This window comes from Acetobacter indonesiensis (assembly GCF_000963945.1).
GTDB lineage: Bacteria > Pseudomonadota > Alphaproteobacteria > Acetobacterales > Acetobacteraceae > Acetobacter > Acetobacter indonesiensis.
On record NZ_BAMW01000030.1, the window covers coordinates 115812 to 132847 of the forward strand.

Genomic DNA, 17036 nt, shown 5'->3' on the forward strand with positions numbered 1-17036 from the left:
TTCACCCCTTGCGGTCTGGCTTGGTATCCCCTACATGGAACATCATCCTTTCACTTTATAAGAATTTTGGGGGGTGGCCTTGACGGGCCGCCTTTTTTGCATTGGACGCTGATCTGCCCATTCATTCCGGTCTGGAGTCTCGCCTCGTTGCGCTGATAGCGCCAACGCTGGACGATCTGGGCTATGAAATTGTCCGCGTGGCAGTGCTGGGCCGCGAAAGCCCAACTGTGCAGATCATGGCCGATCGCAAGGACGGTACGCTTATCAATGTGGATGATTGTGAGCGTATCAGCCATGCGGTAGGCGCTGTGCTGGATGTGGAAGACCCCATTCCTGGTGTGTGGACGCTTGAAGTGTCTTCCGCCGGGATTGATCGCCCATTGACCCGCGCCAAGGACTGGAACCGTTTTGCCGGACATCAGGCAAAGGCCGAGGTTCTGGTGCCGATTGATGGTCGTCGTCGCTTTTCAGGCGTGGTGCTGGGGTCGGATGGTGAAACCGGCCGCCTGCGGCTGGATGATGGAACCGAAGCCGTTTTGCCGCTGGTGGAAATTCGCCGGGCAAGACTGGTATTGACGGATGCCCTGATTGAGGCGAGCGCGCAGATGGCGCGCCCGGCTGATGAGGGCGAAAACGAGAAGAGCAAGGTCGGGGAAGAAAAGCCGACCGGGCGCAAATTACACTGATCAAGCCGCCTGCTTTGGAGAGCTGAGAGTATGGATACCTCTGTTTCCCGTCCTGAACTTCTGCTGGTTGCAGATGCAGTCTCGCGCGAGAAGGGAATCGAACGCGAAGAAGTGCTGGAGGCCATGGAACAGGCCATCCAGAAGGCCGGACGTGCCAAATACGGGCATGAAAAAGATATTCGTGCGACCATTGACCGCCGCACGGGCGAAGTCCGCCTGTCACGCTGGACGGAAGTTGTCGAGCACGTCGAAAACGAGGAAACCCAGATTCCGCTGGCCATTGCCCGCAAGTTTCAGCCGGAAATCAAGGCTGGCGAATATCTGGTTGATCCGCTGCCGCCAATTGATTTCGGCCGTATTGCAGCGCAGACCGCCAAGCAGGTTATTGTGCAGCGTGTGCGTGAATATGAACGCAAGCGCCAGTATAATGAATTCAAGGACCGCGTAGGCGAAATTGTTAACGGCACTGTCAAGCGTACTGAATACGGTAACCTGATGGTGGAAATTGGTTCGGCAGAAGCGCTTCTGCGCCGTGACGAACTGATTGCTCGTGAAACATTCCGCAATTCTGATCGTGTTCGTGCCTATATTTACGACGTGCGTGACGAACCCCGTGGCCCGCAGATCTTCCTGTCCCGCACGCATCCGGCCTTTCTGGCCAAGCTGTTTGCGCAGGAAGTGCCTGAAATCTATGACGGTATTATCGAAATCAAGGCTGTTGCACGTGATCCCGGGTCCCGTGCAAAAATGGCTGTGGTTTCCCGCGATGCTTCCATTGATCCGGTCGGTGCCTGCGTGGGTATGCGTGGCTCCCGTGTTCAGGCTGTTGTTACTGAATTGCAGGGCGAAAAGATCGACATTATTCCGTGGAGCCCGCAGGCTGCAACGTTCGTGGTGAACGCACTTGCACCGGCAGAAGTCTCCAAAGTGGTGATGGATGAAGAAGCTGGGCGCGTTGAAGTGGTTGTGCCTGACGAACAGCTTTCCCTTGCGATCGGCCGTCGCGGTCAGAACGTGCGTCTGGCCAGCCAGTTGACCCGGTGGGATATTGATATCCTGACGGAAGCTGAAGAATCCGAACGGCGTCAGGAAGAATTCCGTCGTCGCACCAATCTGTTTGTTGAAGCGCTTGATGTTGATGACGTCATTGCAGGGCTGCTGGTGACAGAAGGCTTCAATACAATTGAAGAACTGGCCTATGCAGACCCGGATGAACTGATTGGCATTGAAGGTTTTGACGAATCAGTGGTAAGTGAACTGGTGCAGCGCGCCGAAGCTTATCTGGTGAAGCAGGAAGAAAACCTGGATACCAAGCGGCGCGAGCTCGGTGTGTCTGATGACATCGCAGAGATGGGCGTGTTTACCAACCAGATGCTTGTGACATTGGGCGAAAAGGGTGTAAAAACTCTGGACGACCTTGCTGATCTGGCTGGTGATGAGCTTGTCGAAATTCTCGGTTCTGACGCCATTGAGGAAGATGCTGCCAATGAAATCATCATGGCAGCCCGTGCTCATTGGTTTGACGAGGAAGACGGCAAGAGCGCCGAGCAGGAGTAAGGACAGGCAGGCTGCCAAGAAGGCCTGATAAACAGTGAGTGGTGAATTTTTGCCCGAAGCGGATGAAGACGAAAAAGGCCCCCTGCGGCGCTGTGCTGTAACACGCCAGCAGGGAAAACCTGACGTAATGCTGCGTTTTGTGGTATCTCCCTCACAGGTTGTTGTTCCCGATCTGGACGCAAAACTTCCCGGAAGGGGAATATGGTTGAGCGCACAGCGGGATGTGATAGAACAGGCCCGCAAACGCGGGGTGTTCGCGCGGGCCGCCCGGTGTCAGGTCACTGTCCCGGACGATCTGGTCTTCCAGATAGAGGCTGGCCTGCGTCGGCGGATGATAGAACTTCTGGGGTTGGCCCGGCGTGCCGGGCAATCTGTCAGTGGTTTTATGAAGGTGCGGGAATGGGTGGCGCAGCGGAATGCCGCAGTCATTGTCCATGCATCTGATGGAAGCGGGGATGAACTGGGGCGTCTGTTATCAGGCGCACGGTCTCTCCCCGTGATTGAGGCGCTTTCGGCGGAAGATCTGGCAAAGGTTTTCGGGCGGGAGCGAGTGGTAAACGTAGCGTTGTCAGCCGGGGGGCTTGCCTCTCGTCTCTGCTGCGAGAATGAGCGTTTTTCGGGGGTTGCTGAAGGCGGCTCCCGGGTTCGCCGGACCTTTCCGGCGGATGGGTGTGAACAGGCGGGTCAATGAGCGAAGGCAAGGATCAGGATCAGGGTAAGGGACGTCTGTCCCTTCGGCCGGCGGGTCGTTCGGAAGTCGGACGGACGGTTGATGCCGGGTCCGTGCGGCAGAGTTTCAGCCATGGCCGCTCCAAGGTTGTGCAGGTAGAGGTGCGCAAGAAGCGCGGCCCCGGATCTGCCTCTGGAGCAGGTGGTCGTGGCGCAGGTGGTCGTGCAGGGGCAGGTCGTACCCTGACTGCCGCTGAACTGGCGATACGCCAGCGCGTGCTGCAGGAACAAAAGGTTGCGGCTGAAGAAGCCGAACGGCGTGAAGCTGAACGCCGCGAGCAGGAAAAGATTCAGATCCTTTCTGCTGCCGAAGAAGCGCGTCGTCGTGAAGAAGACGAAAAACGGGCTGCTGAAGAAGCTATTGCTGAAAAAGCAGCGGCTGAAGAAGCAGAGCGCAAGGCCCGCATTGACGCCATCAAGCCGATTGAAGCGAAGGGCCCGGTTGTTTCTGCTGTGCCGATTCCGGGTGAAGTCACGCTTGCTCCGCCTGTCAGCCGTCTGAAGCCTCTGGCTGAACGGGCAATCATGCCTGCCAAGCCGCTGAAGCCTGTTGCGCGTCCGCAGTCTCAACCGGCCGCGACACCGTCTGCTTCTGAAGGCGCTGCTGCACAGACCCTGCGTCTGCGGGGCCGCAATGCAGATAGCGATGACGAACCTCGTCGTGGTGGTCCGGCCCGTCGCCCCGGTGGCGGTGGTGCACCTGTCCGTAAAGCTCCAAGCGGGGCCCGTAAGGGTGACTCAGGCCGTCGTGCAGGTCGTATTGATATTCAGGCCGCTATCGAAGGTGATGACGACAAGACGCGTTCGCTCGCTTCTGTCCGTCGCCAGCGTGAACGTGAACGCCGTCAGGCTGAACTTGAACGTCTGCGTGCGGATCAGGTGCGCGTTGTGCGTGATGTCGTGCTGCCTGAAACCATCACGGTTCAGGAGCTGGCAAACCGTATGGCAGCCCGTCAGGGTGAAGTGATCAAGGCGCTGATGAAAAATGGCGTCATGGCTACTGTTACCCAGACTATCGATGCTGATACAGCCGAACTGATCGTTGAAGAATTCGGTCACCGTGTGCGCCGCGTTTCAGAAAGCGACGTGGAACTGGGGATCGAAGGCATTGAAGATCAGCCAGATGAACTGAAAGTCCGTCCGCCTGTTGTGACCATCATGGGTCACGTTGACCACGGTAAAACGTCTCTGCTTGATGCCCTGCGTACAACAGACGTTGCCGCTGGTGAAGCAGGGGGTATCACGCAGCATATTGGTGCCTATCAGGTAACATTGGCGTCTGGTGCCAAGATCACGTTCCTTGATACGCCAGGCCACGAAGCGTTCACGGCCATGCGTGCCCGTGGTGCTTCGATTACAGACGTTGTTGTTCTGGTTGTTGCTGCCGATGACGGCGTCATGCCGCAGACGATTGAAGCGATCAAACACGCCAAGGCTGCAAATGCGCCGATCATTGTTGCGATCAACAAGATCGACAAACCGGGTGCTAATCCGGATCGGGTAAGGCAGGAACTGCTGAACCACGAAATTGTTGTCGAATCCATGAGCGGTGACGTGCAGGACATTGAAGTCTCTGCATTGAAGCGTCAGGGTCTTGATCAGCTTGAAGAAGCCATTCTTCTGCAGGCAGAAATTCTGGATCTGAAAGCAAACCCGGACCGGTCTGCTGAAGGTGCCGTGATTGAAAGCCGTCTGGATCGGGGTCGCGGTTCCGTGGCGTCTGTTCTGGTGCAGAAGGGCACCCTGCATAAGGGTGACATTGTTGTGGCCGGGGCTGAATGGGGCCGTGTGCGTGCACTGGTTGATGACCGCGGTCGTCAGGTAACGGACGCAACACCATCCATGCCGGTTGAAATCCTTGGCCTGACAGGTGTGCCTTCCGCAGGTGCCCCGTTTGTTGTGGTCGAAAATGAAAATCGTGCCCGTGAAATCTCTGAATTCCGTCAGCGTAAGCTGAAGGAACATCAGGTAGCGGGGCAGGTTGCTGCCCGTGGTACTCTTGACCAGATGCTGGCCCGTATTCAGGCGGGTGAGCAGAAGGAAGTTGCCGTCCTTATCAAGGCTGACGTTCAGGGTTCTGCTGAAGCAATTCAGACCACGGTTCTCAAGCTGGCACATGAAGAAGTTGCAGTGCGCGTGCTCAACGCAACGGTAGGCCAGATCACGGAAAGTGATGTGCAGTTTGCCAAAGCGTCTGATGCTCTCATCATTGCCTTTAACGTGCGTGCAACAGCTCAGGCCCGTACCCTTGCTCAGCGCGAAGGTGTGGAAATTCGCTACTATTCCATTATCTATCAGGTAACGGACGATGTAGAGCAGCTTGTCCGTGGCAAGATTGCGCCGAAGCACCGTGAAAAATTCCTTGGTTACGCAGAAATCCGTCAGGTTTTCAATATTACCAAGGTTGGCAAAGTGGCCGGGTGTTACGTTACGGAAGGCGTTGTCAAACGCGGCTGTGGCGTGCGTCTGCTGCGTGACGGTGTGGTTATCCACGAAGGTGACCTCAGCCAGCTCAAGCGCTTCAAAGACGATGTCAAAGAAGTGGCTCGTGGTTATGAGTGCGGTCTGTCCTTTGCTGGGTATAATGACCTGCGTGAAGGCGACGTGGTCGAATGTTTTGAAAGTGAGTTGGTTCCTGCATGAGCCGTCGAAACGGATCAGACAGGCCAGGAATGAAAGGACCGGCGGGGTATCTCGCCGGTCTTTCTCCTTTAGGGCCGTCCCAACGTCAGTTACGAGTTGGTGAAGAAGTTCGCCGTGTACTGGCCGAACTTTTTGCGCGCACTACCTTTCGTGACCCAGACTTGGCGGATGCTGACGTTACGGTCACCGAGGTGCGTCTTTCACCTGACTTCAAGCACGCGACAGTTTTTATCGCACGGTTAGGACGCAGTGATATTGACGCCCTGCTCCCAGGTTTGAAGCGGGTTGCCCCATGGCTGCGGACACAGATGTCTCACAAGCTGCGGTTGCGTGTTGCGCCAGAACTCCATTTTCAGCCTGACACAACGCTGGATTATGCCATGCATATGGACAGTCTTCTGAAATCACCCGATGTGAAGCGGGATCTCGACGCCCAACACCAGGGCGATGAGAGCGAAGATGAACCAGAAGTATAAAATTCTGGCATAAAAGTGCCTTTTTTGTGAAACACCTTTCTTTGCAGAATTGTTACACTGTCTGCAAAGAAGGAGCACTCATTGATGCGCGTGTTGAACGAAGATGATGTAGTAGGCACGCAATTTCAGCTTTTTTCATCTGATGGTGCAGTTCTTTCTGATTGTCTTGAATGTCAGCGCAATGGCGAATTACACGGACTTCAGCAGGGCCTCTCTTTTACCCAATGGGTAATAGAAAATGATTCTCTTTGCTTTTTAAATGATAATACACGTCTGATATTCCAGAATTGTGTCGGGGCGCCCGGTTCATTTGTGCTGATAGCCCGATGTTTGAAACAAGAGGGAGCGGAGGAAACGCTACCGTCTCCTTTTTATATTCTACAGCAGAAAACACTTAAGCCTGTAGAACAAGAAAATCCGAATGATCTTCTGAATCAATTGCGATCTGAAATGCACTCTGCGTTTTCAGGTCTCAGCAAGCAGATGCAACGGATTGACCAGACGAGTAATCTGGTTTCAAGGCGCGTTATTTCTCAATTCGTACGCCGTAAAATACGCTGTGTTTTTATTGTGCATGCAATAGAGACGTGGGATTCTCTGCATGATGTTTATAAAGAAATGCAACATGCCGAAGACTTCGACCCGATAGTGGTCAGTATTCCACGTCGTTATCCTGGAGAAAATCATTTCAGCCATGAGGATATGGTGCATGAAGGATTACGCAACTCTGGGGTTCCTCACTTCAGACTGACGAGTAATCCAGAACGTCTGGATGACCTTGATCTTATAAAAAACCTTCAACCAGACGTTATTTTTAGGCAAAGCCCTTGGGAATATGATGTGCCTGAGGCTTTTGGAGCAGAAGCGATCAATTTTGCTCGTATATGTTATGTGCCCTATTATGCTTTCATGTTGGTTGATGATCATTTTAAGGCCGATAAACCGGAAGATCATCTAAACCAGCATATTGATCAACCATTCCATAAACATTGCTGGCGAATTTTTGCTGAAAACGAAACGGTCAAACAGCAGGCACTGACAGACTCTACATTATGTGGCGCTAATATTGTTGTGACCGGCAACCCTAAGCTGGATCGGCTGCGGCGTATGCAGGATAATCCGTGTTGGCCACTTCCAGATCCGGAAGTGGTTGGGAGTGCGTCAGTGCAAAACACAGAGCATTGTGAGAATAACCCTTCGTTTGACGACGCTCTTCCAGATGGGCCGTTGGACACAGAAGCGGGTGATCAAACAGAAGAAAAACCTGAAAACTCTCGTCCTTTCCGAATTGTATGGGCTCCCCATCATAGTATCGATCGGCGCTGGTTATCATTCGGTATGTTTCTTCAGACATGGCGCGAAATGTTGGCGTGGGCGCAGGAAGACCAAACCATACAGATTGTGTTGAAACCGCATCCTGCGCTGTTTAGTAAAATAGAGGGCGATCAGATGCTATCGCCGGAAGAGTATCGCTTTTTTCGCGAAACATGGGATTCGCTCCCTAATACAACCGTGCAGGACGGCGGAAACTATAGTGCGCTTCTTGCCGCGTCTGACGCCATGATTACGGATGGTGTGTCTTTTCTGGCAGAATATCAGCTTTTTGAAAAACCACTGGTTTTTATTGATAGTGGTGAACATGTGCCGTTCAATCCTGTCGGGCAACAGGTGGTCAAGGGCGCGAACAGCGTTGCCGACGTTGCACAGGCTCGGCAATTCATTGAGCGTATCCGGGGTGGCGAGAATGACCCCGCAAGCGTCTATCGTGATGATGTTTTGAAACTGCTGCTGCCTTATCCGGGCAAAAGTGCCCAAATGGTGGTGCAAGCCATTAGGGAAGGGTTGGCCGCAGAATCTGCTGGGTGTGACTTTGCTGTGTGAAATATGGCTTAGCTTTTCCAGGCTTGAACAACTGGTCTGATAGCAAAATTGCTTTGAATACGGACCACCCCGGGCATACGGGAAAGCTCCTCTTTATGAATCCGTTCATAGTCTGACATATCCTGCGCCTCCACCCTTAGCAGGTAGTCTGCGTCTCCGGTCATCAGGTAACATTCTTTGACATCGGGGCATTCCCGTACACGGCTTTCGAAGCGGCGCAGGCAATCTTCTGTTTGGCGTTCCAGGGTAATCTGCACAATAACCGTCGCCATGCTGCGGGTTGCATTGCGGTCGATAATGGCGCGGTAGCCCTGAATAATTCCGTTTTTTTCTAAAAGCTTGACGCGTCTGAGGCATGCCGATGGCGATAGACCCACCCGCTGTGCCAGTTCCGCATTACTAAGCCGTCCATCATGTTGCAGATGGCGAAGAATAGCATCTGTCACTTTGTCGAAGATCATGTGTCTATTTCCTGCCTAATGACGCATAATATGCGACAAAAATGCGATTAAGTGCAATTTTATGCGTCAAAATAGCAAGAAATGCCAGATGCTCTTTGCTAAAATTGTTATATCGAAACAGAATGAGTATCTGTCCTGATGTCTTCCAGTTCCTTTCCATGCGCTGACTGGGCTGCCTACAGGGCAGGTGCTGTTTTGACAGTTGATCTGGCGGCTATAGCGGATAATTATCGTCAACTGACACAGCGTACGGCGGGTGCCGTGTGTGCGGCGGTTGTGAAAGCCGATGCTTACGGGTTGGGGGCTGCACAAGTTGCGCCTGTTCTTGAGCAAGCCGGGGCGCAGGAATTCTTTGTCGCGCATGTGGATGAAGGTCTGGCGCTAAAACCATATGTGTCTGACCGGGCGCGAATCACGGTGCTCCATGGCGCACGACCGCAAGCACTGCAGGATTGTGTGCAAAGCGGTTTGCGCCCTGTTCTGAATAGTCTGGAACAAATTGCACAGTTGCGGGCGCTGGCTGAGAAAACCGACAGACCGTTTGATGCGGTGTTACAGCTTGATACGGGTATGTCCCGGTTTGGTCTGTCAGAGGCTGATGTAAAAGAAATTTCTGAAAACCCATCTCTTTTAAAAGGAATTTCTGTCAGCCTGATTATGAGCCATCTCGCGTGTGCCGATAGTCCAGAAAATCCGGCTAATGAATGGCAACGTGATAATCTGAAAGCTTATGCGGCCTTACTACCTGCTGCCCCGCTAAGTCTGGCGGCCTCATCAGGTGTATTTTTGGGGCCTGAGTATCATTTCAACTTGGTACGTCCGGGTGCGGCATTATATGGCGTCGCCCCGAATGCGACGGCACCCAATCCGTTGAAGCAGGTTGTGCGTCTGCAAGCGCATGTTCTGCAAACTCGTTCTTTGTCAAAGGGAGATCGGGTTGGGTACGGATTGACGTGGCAGGCCGAGAGGCCATGTCGCGTTGCAACCATTGCTACTGGATATGCAGACGGCTTTGCCCGCGCAGGGGCAAGCACAGGCTGTGTGTGGTTCAATGGAAGGAAACTGCCAATTCTCGGTCGGATTTCTATGGATTCCATGACCGTCGATGTCTCATCCATTCCAGAACATGAACTTGGCCCAGATGCGTTAGTTGATCTTCTGAATGCTGACTATGGAGTGGATGATGTTGCCAAGGCAGAAGGCACGATAGGCTACGAAATTTTGACGTCTCTGGGCCGACGGTACCACCGTGTTTACCAGAATACGTCTGAAGCAATCTGATCGTTTTCAAATAAGGACAGTATTTTATGAAAGTTCTTGTTCTTGGTGGTGGCGTTGTTGGTGTCACTTCGGCTTGGTATCTTGCACAGGCCGGGCATGACGTTACGGTTATAGACCGGCAGCCAGAAGCCGGTATGGAAACCAGTTTTGCCAATGCGGGACAGGTTTCGCCGGGTTATTCCGCTCCGTGGGCCGGCCCGGGGGTGCCACTGAAATCTATCCGCTGGCTGATGATGGCGCATCGTCCCTTTGTGTTCTGGCCAATGCCAGACCCGCATTTGTGGAAATGGCTGTGGCAGATGCTGGAAAACTGCACAACCGATGCCTATGACCGGAACAAAGGCCGTATGGTGCGTCTGGCAGAATATAGCCGTGATGTGATGTGTGATCTGCGGAAAGAAACGGGGATTACTTATGATGACCGGCAGCAAGGTACATTGCAGGTTTTTCGTACCCAGAAGCAGCTTGATGGCGCAGCACTCGATATTGCTGTTCTGAAACAATATCAGGTACCTTACGAAGTTTTGGATCGTGAAGCCTGCGTAAAGGCAGAGCCCGGGCTTGCTGACGCGGCGCAGAAAATAGTGGGTGGCCTGCGTCTGCCGGGTGATGAAACAGGGGATGCCTTCAAGTTCACACAGACCCTTGCGGCTATGGCAGAAAAAGCGGGTGTGAAATTCCTTTATAATACCAAGATCAAACAGATTCTGGCGGATGGTGGACGTATTACCGCCGTCGAAACCAGCCGTGGCGTTCTGATGGCAGATTCCTATGTGCTGTCTTTGGGAAGTTTTTCTCCGGCGTTGGTGCGGCCTCTGGGGCTCGATCTGCCTATTTATCCGGTGAAAGGCTATTCGCTGACAGCCAACATTACCGATGCGGCAAAAGCGCCTGTTTCCACCATTATGGATGAAACATTCAAGATTGGCATTACCCGTCTGGGGGATAGGGTTCGCGTTGGTGGCACGGCAGAGCTGGCAGGCTTCAGCCGCCGGTTGCGTAAACCACGGCGTGAAACACTGGAACATTCAGTGACAGATCTGTTTGCAAACTGCTGTGACGTGCCCGGAGCACAGTTCTGGACCGGCCTGCGCCCCATGACACCCGATGGTACACCGATTATTGGCCGCACCGGGTTTGATAATCTGTTCCTTAATACCGGCCACGGCACATTGGGGTGGACAATGGCCTGTGGGTCGGGCCGAGTTCTGGCGGACATAATGTCAGGCAAGAAGCCAGATATTGCGTATGAGGATCTGAATGTCTTCCGTTACGCACAGTAGGTTTCTGTCATTTCTGTAATAAAACTTTAAAGTTTCTTATCCTCATAGTGTGTTTTTTCAAAATTGTGTCCTGTTACTGTCATGGCTGTGACATGGATATGCCTGTTTTGAATGGTTTCCTGTGTGCGGTAGTCGGATAAAGCGGTGCTCCGGCAAGTGGCAACAAGAGGTGGCGACACTCGATATGATGGATAAGCGGTTTTCGGTTCAGTCCTGTCTGCGTCAGATGGTGCGGTATGTTTCGCGTCCAATTCCCACTCTTGGCGCAGTATTATCAGTCAGTGCGGTGGGTGTGTCGTCAATTGGCGGCGGTGTCGGGTGTTCTGCCGCCTATGCGGCCGATGGCGGTGTACCCAATACCCCCACTGTCACGCGGGCTGCCCATAGTGCAGCAGGACCCTACGTCGTAACGGCATCGGATAAGGCGTTACTGGAAGATCTGGAACACCGCACGTTTCTCTGGTTCTGGGAGGCTGGCGATCCTAAAACCGGTCTGGTGCCTGACCGTTATCCATCTGATCAGACACAGGCGAGCGTGGCCTCCATCGGGTTCGGGCTGACCGCGTATGGTATTGGTGCTGACCGTGGGTATATTACACACGCACAGGCGGTTGAACGTACGCTGACAACCTTGCGTTATCTGTCCCGACTGCCGCAAAACGCCAGTGCGGATAAAGCGTCTGGTTATCACGGGTTTTTCTATCATTTTCTTGATCATAAAACTGGTTTGCGGTTCAACAAGGACATTGAACTCTCCAGTATTGATACAGCTTTGCTGATGCAGGGCGTGCTGTTTACTGAAAGCTATTATACCGCCAACACACCGCAGGAACGCGAAATCCGGACTTTGGCCAACGCCTTGTATCAAGGCGTGGACTGGGCCTGGATGCGCAGGCCCGATCAGCGGTTGAGTATGGGGTGGTCGCCCGAACACCAGTTTCTCCCTAACTATTGGGAGGGTTATAGCGAGGGCATGATGGCGTATGTGCTTGGCCTTGGCGCTTCCACTCATCCGCTTCAGCCTGCGTCATGGCAGGCATGGCTGGCGACGAATGACAAGCGTTGGGGGGAATATAGCGGGCAGACATTGCTGAATTTTGCCCCCTTGTTTGGCCACCAATACACTCACTCCTGGATTGATTTTCGCGGCATCCAAGATGACTGGAACCGTGAGAAAGGCATCGACTATTTTGAAAACAGCCGACGCGCTGCCTATGCGCAGCGGTCTTACGCGATTGCCAACCCCGGCAAATGGCAGGATTACGGGCCAGATGTGTGGGGCCTGACGGCCAGTGACGGGCCGGGAGAAGTAACGGAAACCGAAAACGGGCAGGTGCGTCGCTTCTTTTCTTATTCCGCACGCGGGGCAGGGCGTGATTACACGCAGGACGATGGTACGATTGCGCCGACGGCCGCAGGGGGGTCTGTTGCCTTTGCGCCAGAAATTGCTGTGCCTGCATTGCGTGAAATGAAGCATCGCTACGGAAGCCACATTTATGGGCGTTATGGGTTTGTTGATGCTTTCAACCCCAGTTTTCATAACAAGACGACTCTGCCATTCTGGTCAGACACGGCCTATCTCGGCATCGATCAGGGTCCAATTCTGCTCATGCTGGAAAACCGGCGCAGTGGTTTTGTCTGGAACGTCATGAAGAAAAATCCGGCTATTCGGCAGGGGTTGGAACGCGCCGGGTTCCGCGGTGGCTGGCTTGGCAATACGGAAGCCAGCACGGACGACAATAAGGGTGTGGTGCGTAATAATCAGGCTGGCTGATTTGTCGGGCAGAGTGTGAAAAGAGGAGCCAGCCTAGGGCTTTTCTGAAATCACCAGACACAAAAAAGGCCGTTCAGATTTTTTTCTGAACGGCCTTTTTGATCATCCTTGATAGGACGCGATCTCGATCAGGTTCTGGTCTGGGTCGTGGCAGTACACAGATGTGATCGGGCCAAGCGCGCCAAGGCGGGCCACTGGCCCTTCAACAATGGTTACGCCGCATTTTTCCAGATGCTCGACAACATCATCGCTGGTTACGGCGGTAACAAAGCACAGGTCGTTCCCACCGGGCAGGGCATGCACTGCTGTGTCCCAGCCGGTGGCGTCATGGGGGCGCAGGTTCAGTTTCTGGCCACCAAAACATAAGGCGGTGCGGTTGTTGCGCCCGTATTCCTCACGGTCCATACCCAGAACACGCTGGTACCAGGAGGCTGAAATTTCGAGGTCTCTTACAGTCAGGACCGCATGGTCCATCCGGTCAACGGTAAAGCGCATGAAACAACCCGGCTCCCTCTGGCTGGGCCGCCTTCCTGCAAGGCGGCCTTTCTGAACTGTTCAGCCCAGATCAACTCAGTTCAGCGTAGAAGTCATTGCCCTTGTCGTCGATAACAATAAAGGCCGGGAAGTCCTCAACTTCAATTTTCCACACGGCTTCCATGCCTAATTCAGGATATTCCAGAACCTCAACCTTGCGGATGCAATCCTGTGCCAACCGTGCTGCCGGGCCACCGACAGACCCAAGATAGAAGCCACCATATTTCTGGCAGGCGTCTTTCACGGCTTTGGAGCGATTGCCTTTGGCCAGCATAATGAATGACCCGCCATTGGCCTGAAGCTCGGCCACATACGAATCCATGCGCCCTGCCGTTGTCGGGCCGAAGGAGCCTGTTGGCATACCTTCTGGCGTTTTGGCCGGGCCTGCATAGTAGACGGGGTGATCTTTCAGATACTGGGGCAAGCCTTCACCACGATCCAGCCGTTCCTTGAACTTGGCGTGGGCAATGTCGCGGGCCACCACCACGGTGCCTGTCAGGGCAAGACGGGTCTTGACCGGGTATTGTGACAGTTCTTTCCGGATTTCATCCATCGGCCGGTTGAGGTCAATTTTGATTGCATCCCCACCCAGATGGTCGTCTGTTGTTTCTGGCAGGAAGCGGGCTGGGTCATGCTCCAACTGTTCCAGAAAGAAGCCGTCGGCTGTAATGCGAGCCTTGATCTGACGGTCAGCCGAGCACGAAACACCCATTCCCACCGGCAGGGAAGCACCGTGACGTGGCAGGCGGATAACGCGCACGTCATGGCAGAAATATTTGCCCCCAAACTGTGCCCCAATACCCAGCTTGCGGGTCAGGCCCAGAATTTTCTGCTCCATATCCACATCGCGGAAGGCGTGGCCGGTGGGGCTGCCGCTGGTTGGCAGGCTGTCATACCAGTGGGTCGAGGCCAGTTTGACCGTTTTCAGCGTCTGTTCTGCCGACATACCGCCGATGACAATGGCCAGATGGTACGGCGGGCAGGCAGATGTGCCCAATGTCTTGATCTTGGTATCAAGCCAGTCAAGCAGCTTCTGCTCGGACCCCAGAAGGGCGCGTGTTTCCTGAAACAGGAAGGTCTTGTTGGCTGACCCGCCACCCTTGGCCACAAACATCAGATCAAACTGTTCATCATGATGCGTGGCAGGACTGGCAAAAATATCGCACTGCACCGGCAGATTGGTGCCCGTGTTTTTTTCTTCAAACATGGAAAGGGCCGCCATCTGCGAATAGCGCAGATTGGTGCGGGTATAGGTTTCATACACCCCTTTGGAGAACGCGACTTCCTCGTCCCCTTCCACCCAGACGCGCTGGCCTTTTTTGCCAAACACAATGGCGGTGCCGGTATCCTGACACATGGGCAGCACGCCACCGGCAGCAATACAGGCGTTTTTCAGCAGATCGAGGGCAACAAAGCGATCATTGTCTGATGCTTCAGGGTCTTTGAGGATGCTGGCCAACTGCTCCAGATGTTTGGGGCGCAGATAATGGGCCACTTCATGAAAAGCCTGCGCCGTGAATTCTGTCAGGGCTTCAGGTGTGATGTGCAGAATGGTTTTGCCACCGCAGTGCGATGTGCTGACACCCGCAATATCAACCTTGCGGTAGGTTGTGGTGTCTTCCCCCAACGGAAAAATGGGGGAGTAGGTGAAGGCGGGCACAGGCGGGCGGGGGGGCTGGCTGTTCATGATGTGCGTGATCTCCGTTGCCTTGCCCCGCTGCTGGGGGCATCAGGCGGGTGATGGCCCTTTCTTGCGAAAAGCGTCAAGGCTCACCACCTGTGAGGAGCCATCACTTTCTGCTGTTCCACTGTCTTCCTGCCCAGTTGCGGCGTCACTGGGCTGTTCAGCCACAGGTGCATCGGCCTCATCAGGTTCTTCCGCCATGAAATGGAGGCTGAGCTGAATGGATGGGTCTGCAAAGCCGGTAAAGGCCCGCACAGGGATAACCAGAATGCTGCCCACACCGCCAAAAGACAGGCCGACAGACACGGTATCTTCCGCGTGGTCTACCTTCAGGTCCCAGAACTGGTGTTGCAGCACTATGGTCATCTCATGCGGATATTGGGCGCGGAGACGGGCCGGTATTTCCACGCCGGGGAAGTCAGTGCGGAAAGTCAGATAGAAATGATGTTCGCCTGCAAGCCCTTCGCGGCTCACATATTCGAGCGCACTTAACATGACGCCGCGATAGGCGTCTTCAAGCCAGCGTTCATAAGGTAGCAGGCTTTCAGGGGGAAAAGCGCCGTTTTCCGGTGTGTTATCGTGGTCATCAGTCATGGCGGCTCTCCTGTTCTGTGCCGGTATGGGGGCTCCGGCATCATCTTGATCACTCTGACGTCAGCCATGGGGCAAAGGGTGGGCAAGTGCAAGTCGACACTGCATGATTCTCTACTCCGTCAGGCTGCCATGCAAAATGCAAAACGCCTGAAAGCGTAAAAATAAACAGGGATGAAGGCTAAAAAGTGGGAGGGCTTCTGTTGCCCGGTGCCCTCCCGAACCGCGCTTATCGCTTATGCAGCGACAGCGAGCACCTCTGAGTTATCGTTGGCACTTGTAAGTTTAGCCCGATAACGGCGGTACAATGCCGGGCAAAAAGAAGGTCTTTACCACGCGTGTCGAGCCTGTTTCGTCCCCATCTATCCAATGCCACAAGGGCCGGATTTTTATGGTGGAGACGCCGGGTACTGCCCCCGGGTCCACTACGCTTATTCCACGTTCCGTTTATCGCCATAGCCAAGGGGCAAGCCCCTCCTGCACCTGTGAACATAAGGAGCATGGGGTTGCTTTGCAAGAGGCCTGTAGTGTCCGCTTAGTTCTTAACGCTGTTGCGTCAGCGGACGGGGGATTACGCAGCGCTGGGGCGTGGGGTGGCTGGTCTTAGGGCACGGGACGCTGGCTTGCTGGGAAAAGCCGGTTTCTGAACAATCGTCTGACGTTCCTGGGCATGCAGTTCGGCTAGAACCAGCAGGCGTTCCAGATCTTCTAGTTCGATATCAAACGTTTCATTGGTTTTATGCAGCGCGGCCAGCACATCGTCACGATGAAGCCCTGCGGCCTGTTCTGCCTGCTGGGTGGCAGGAACGGCTTTGTGGGGGTAGCTGCGGCCATCAAGCCGGTGAAAGGCAATCCCAACACAGACCAGCAGAAGCGAGTTCAGACCAACTGGCACAAAAGGAAACAGGACAGCGGCCCCAACCCCGGCAGAAGACGGATGAAGCAAGACCGCTGTAAGGGCTGCTGCGCCACCGGGTGGGTGGAGTGAGCGTGTGGCGCTCATGCCCATAATGGCAAGCCCTACGGCAATGCCCGCGCCCAGCATCTGATTCTCAATGACCACGCTGACGGCAACACCAATGGCGGCCGAAATGACATTTCCCAGAATGACAGCACGCGGCCCAGCCAGTGGGCTGGCAGGGAGGGCAAATACCAGCACCGAAGAAGCCCCGATCGGCGCGACGATGGCGGGGAGCGCTGCTGGAACGACAATGCCTGTCAGCACCATACTGGTGATAATACCACATAAAGCGCCAAGGCCGGCCAGAAGAAACAGTATTCTGCTGTTACCACGGGCCAGTAATGGCGGCAGTTTTGAAAAGAATTTATACATAGGGACGCATCCGTCAGGCGTTTTACAGGGCTCTTGATTTAATAACGAATGCAAAACAACTTAATGGTTTTACATTTTCTGCTGCCATTTCCTTTCATCACTGTCCAATGAAAGGTTTTTATT

14 protein-coding genes and 1 other RNA gene are annotated in these 17036 nt (G+C 54.1%); 9 read left to right on the forward strand and 6 right to left on the reverse strand.

Annotated features, from left to right (window positions below; all coding sequences use genetic code 11):
• Positions 1 to 101: 101 nt before the first annotated feature.
• The 6 genes from rimP (at position 102) to Abin_RS09265 (ending at position 7972) form a co-directional block, all read left to right on the forward strand.
• The gene (gene rimP / locus Abin_RS09240) at positions 102 to 686 is read left to right on the forward strand and encodes a ribosome maturation factor RimP (protein ID WP_048846163.1); all 585 of its coding nucleotides are present in this window, start codon (positions 102 to 104) and stop codon (positions 684 to 686) included.
• Between the two features lie 30 nt (positions 687 to 716).
• Positions 717 to 2243 carry a transcription termination factor NusA gene (gene nusA, locus Abin_RS09245; protein ID WP_048846165.1) on the forward strand — a complete coding sequence of 509 codons (1527 nt, stop codon included), beginning with the start codon at positions 717 to 719 and terminating at the stop codon, positions 2241 to 2243.
• A 34-nt stretch (positions 2244 to 2277) separates the two neighbouring features.
• Positions 2278 to 2934, forward strand: a complete 657-nt coding sequence (locus tag Abin_RS09250; RefSeq protein ID WP_048846167.1) for an RNA-binding protein — start codon at positions 2278 to 2280, stop codon at positions 2932 to 2934.
• Complete coding sequence (gene infB / locus Abin_RS09255; RefSeq protein WP_048846169.1) at positions 2931 to 5615, forward strand: translation initiation factor IF-2; 2685 nt, start codon at positions 2931 to 2933, stop codon at positions 5613 to 5615. Before Abin_RS09250 ends, infB begins: the two co-directional genes overlap by 4 nt.
• Positions 5612 to 6091 (forward strand): 30S ribosome-binding factor RbfA, encoded by a 480-nt coding sequence (gene rbfA / locus Abin_RS09260; RefSeq protein WP_048846171.1) that lies wholly within the window; start codon positions 5612 to 5614, stop codon positions 6089 to 6091. Before infB ends, rbfA begins: the two co-directional genes overlap by 4 nt.
• Positions 6092 to 6574: 483 nt before the next feature.
• Entirely contained in the window at positions 6575 to 7972 is a 1398-nt protein-coding gene (locus Abin_RS09265) for a hypothetical protein (protein ID WP_143217139.1), read from the forward strand.
• Positions 7973 to 7980: 8 nt separating this feature from the next.
• Here Abin_RS09265 and Abin_RS09270 read toward each other — a convergent pair whose 3' ends face one another.
• Positions 7981 to 8433, reverse strand: a complete 453-nt coding sequence (locus Abin_RS09270; protein ID WP_048846176.1) for an Lrp/AsnC family transcriptional regulator — start codon at positions 8431 to 8433, stop codon at positions 7981 to 7983.
• 138 nt (positions 8434 to 8571) lie between these two features.
• On the opposite strand from Abin_RS09270, the gene alr reads away from it, so the two are divergent.
• From alr to Abin_RS09285, 3 genes are all read left to right on the forward strand, one after another.
• Positions 8572 to 9714 carry an alanine racemase gene (gene alr / locus Abin_RS09275; RefSeq protein WP_048846178.1) on the forward strand — a complete coding sequence of 381 codons (1143 nt, stop codon included), beginning with the start codon at positions 8572 to 8574 and terminating at the stop codon, positions 9712 to 9714.
• Positions 9715 to 9740: 26 nt separating this feature from the next.
• Positions 9741 to 10997: a D-amino acid dehydrogenase gene (locus tag Abin_RS09280; protein WP_048846181.1), complete on the forward strand. Its 1257-nt coding sequence runs from the start codon at positions 9741 to 9743 to the stop codon at positions 10995 to 10997.
• Positions 10998 to 11166: 169 nt separating this feature from the next.
• The gene (locus Abin_RS09285) at positions 11167 to 12771 is read left to right on the forward strand and encodes a glucoamylase family protein (protein ID WP_255319285.1); all 1605 of its coding nucleotides are present in this window, start codon (positions 11167 to 11169) and stop codon (positions 12769 to 12771) included.
• A 102-nt stretch (positions 12772 to 12873) separates the two neighbouring features.
• On the opposite strand, the gene Abin_RS09290 is transcribed toward Abin_RS09285, so the two are convergent.
• From Abin_RS09290 to Abin_RS09310, 5 genes are all read right to left on the reverse strand, one after another.
• Positions 12874 to 13266 carry a VOC family protein gene (locus Abin_RS09290; protein WP_048846183.1) on the reverse strand — a complete coding sequence of 131 codons (393 nt, stop codon included), beginning with the start codon at positions 13264 to 13266 and terminating at the stop codon, positions 12874 to 12876.
• Between the two features lie 70 nt (positions 13267 to 13336).
• Positions 13337 to 14992 (reverse strand): fumarate hydratase, encoded by a 1656-nt coding sequence (locus Abin_RS09295; protein WP_048846185.1) that lies wholly within the window; start codon positions 14990 to 14992, stop codon positions 13337 to 13339.
• A gap of 42 nt (positions 14993 to 15034) precedes the next feature.
• Entirely contained in the window at positions 15035 to 15583 is a 549-nt protein-coding gene (locus Abin_RS09300) for an SspB family protein (RefSeq protein WP_048846187.1), read from the reverse strand.
• A 184-nt stretch (positions 15584 to 15767) separates the two neighbouring features.
• Positions 15768 to 16101, reverse strand: a transfer-messenger RNA (tmRNA) gene (gene ssrA / locus Abin_RS09305).
• 50 nt (positions 16102 to 16151) lie between these two features.
• Positions 16152 to 16913: an HPP family protein gene (locus Abin_RS09310; protein ID WP_084593563.1), complete on the reverse strand. Its 762-nt coding sequence runs from the start codon at positions 16911 to 16913 to the stop codon at positions 16152 to 16154.
• Positions 16914 to 17036: the final 123 nt, after the last annotated feature.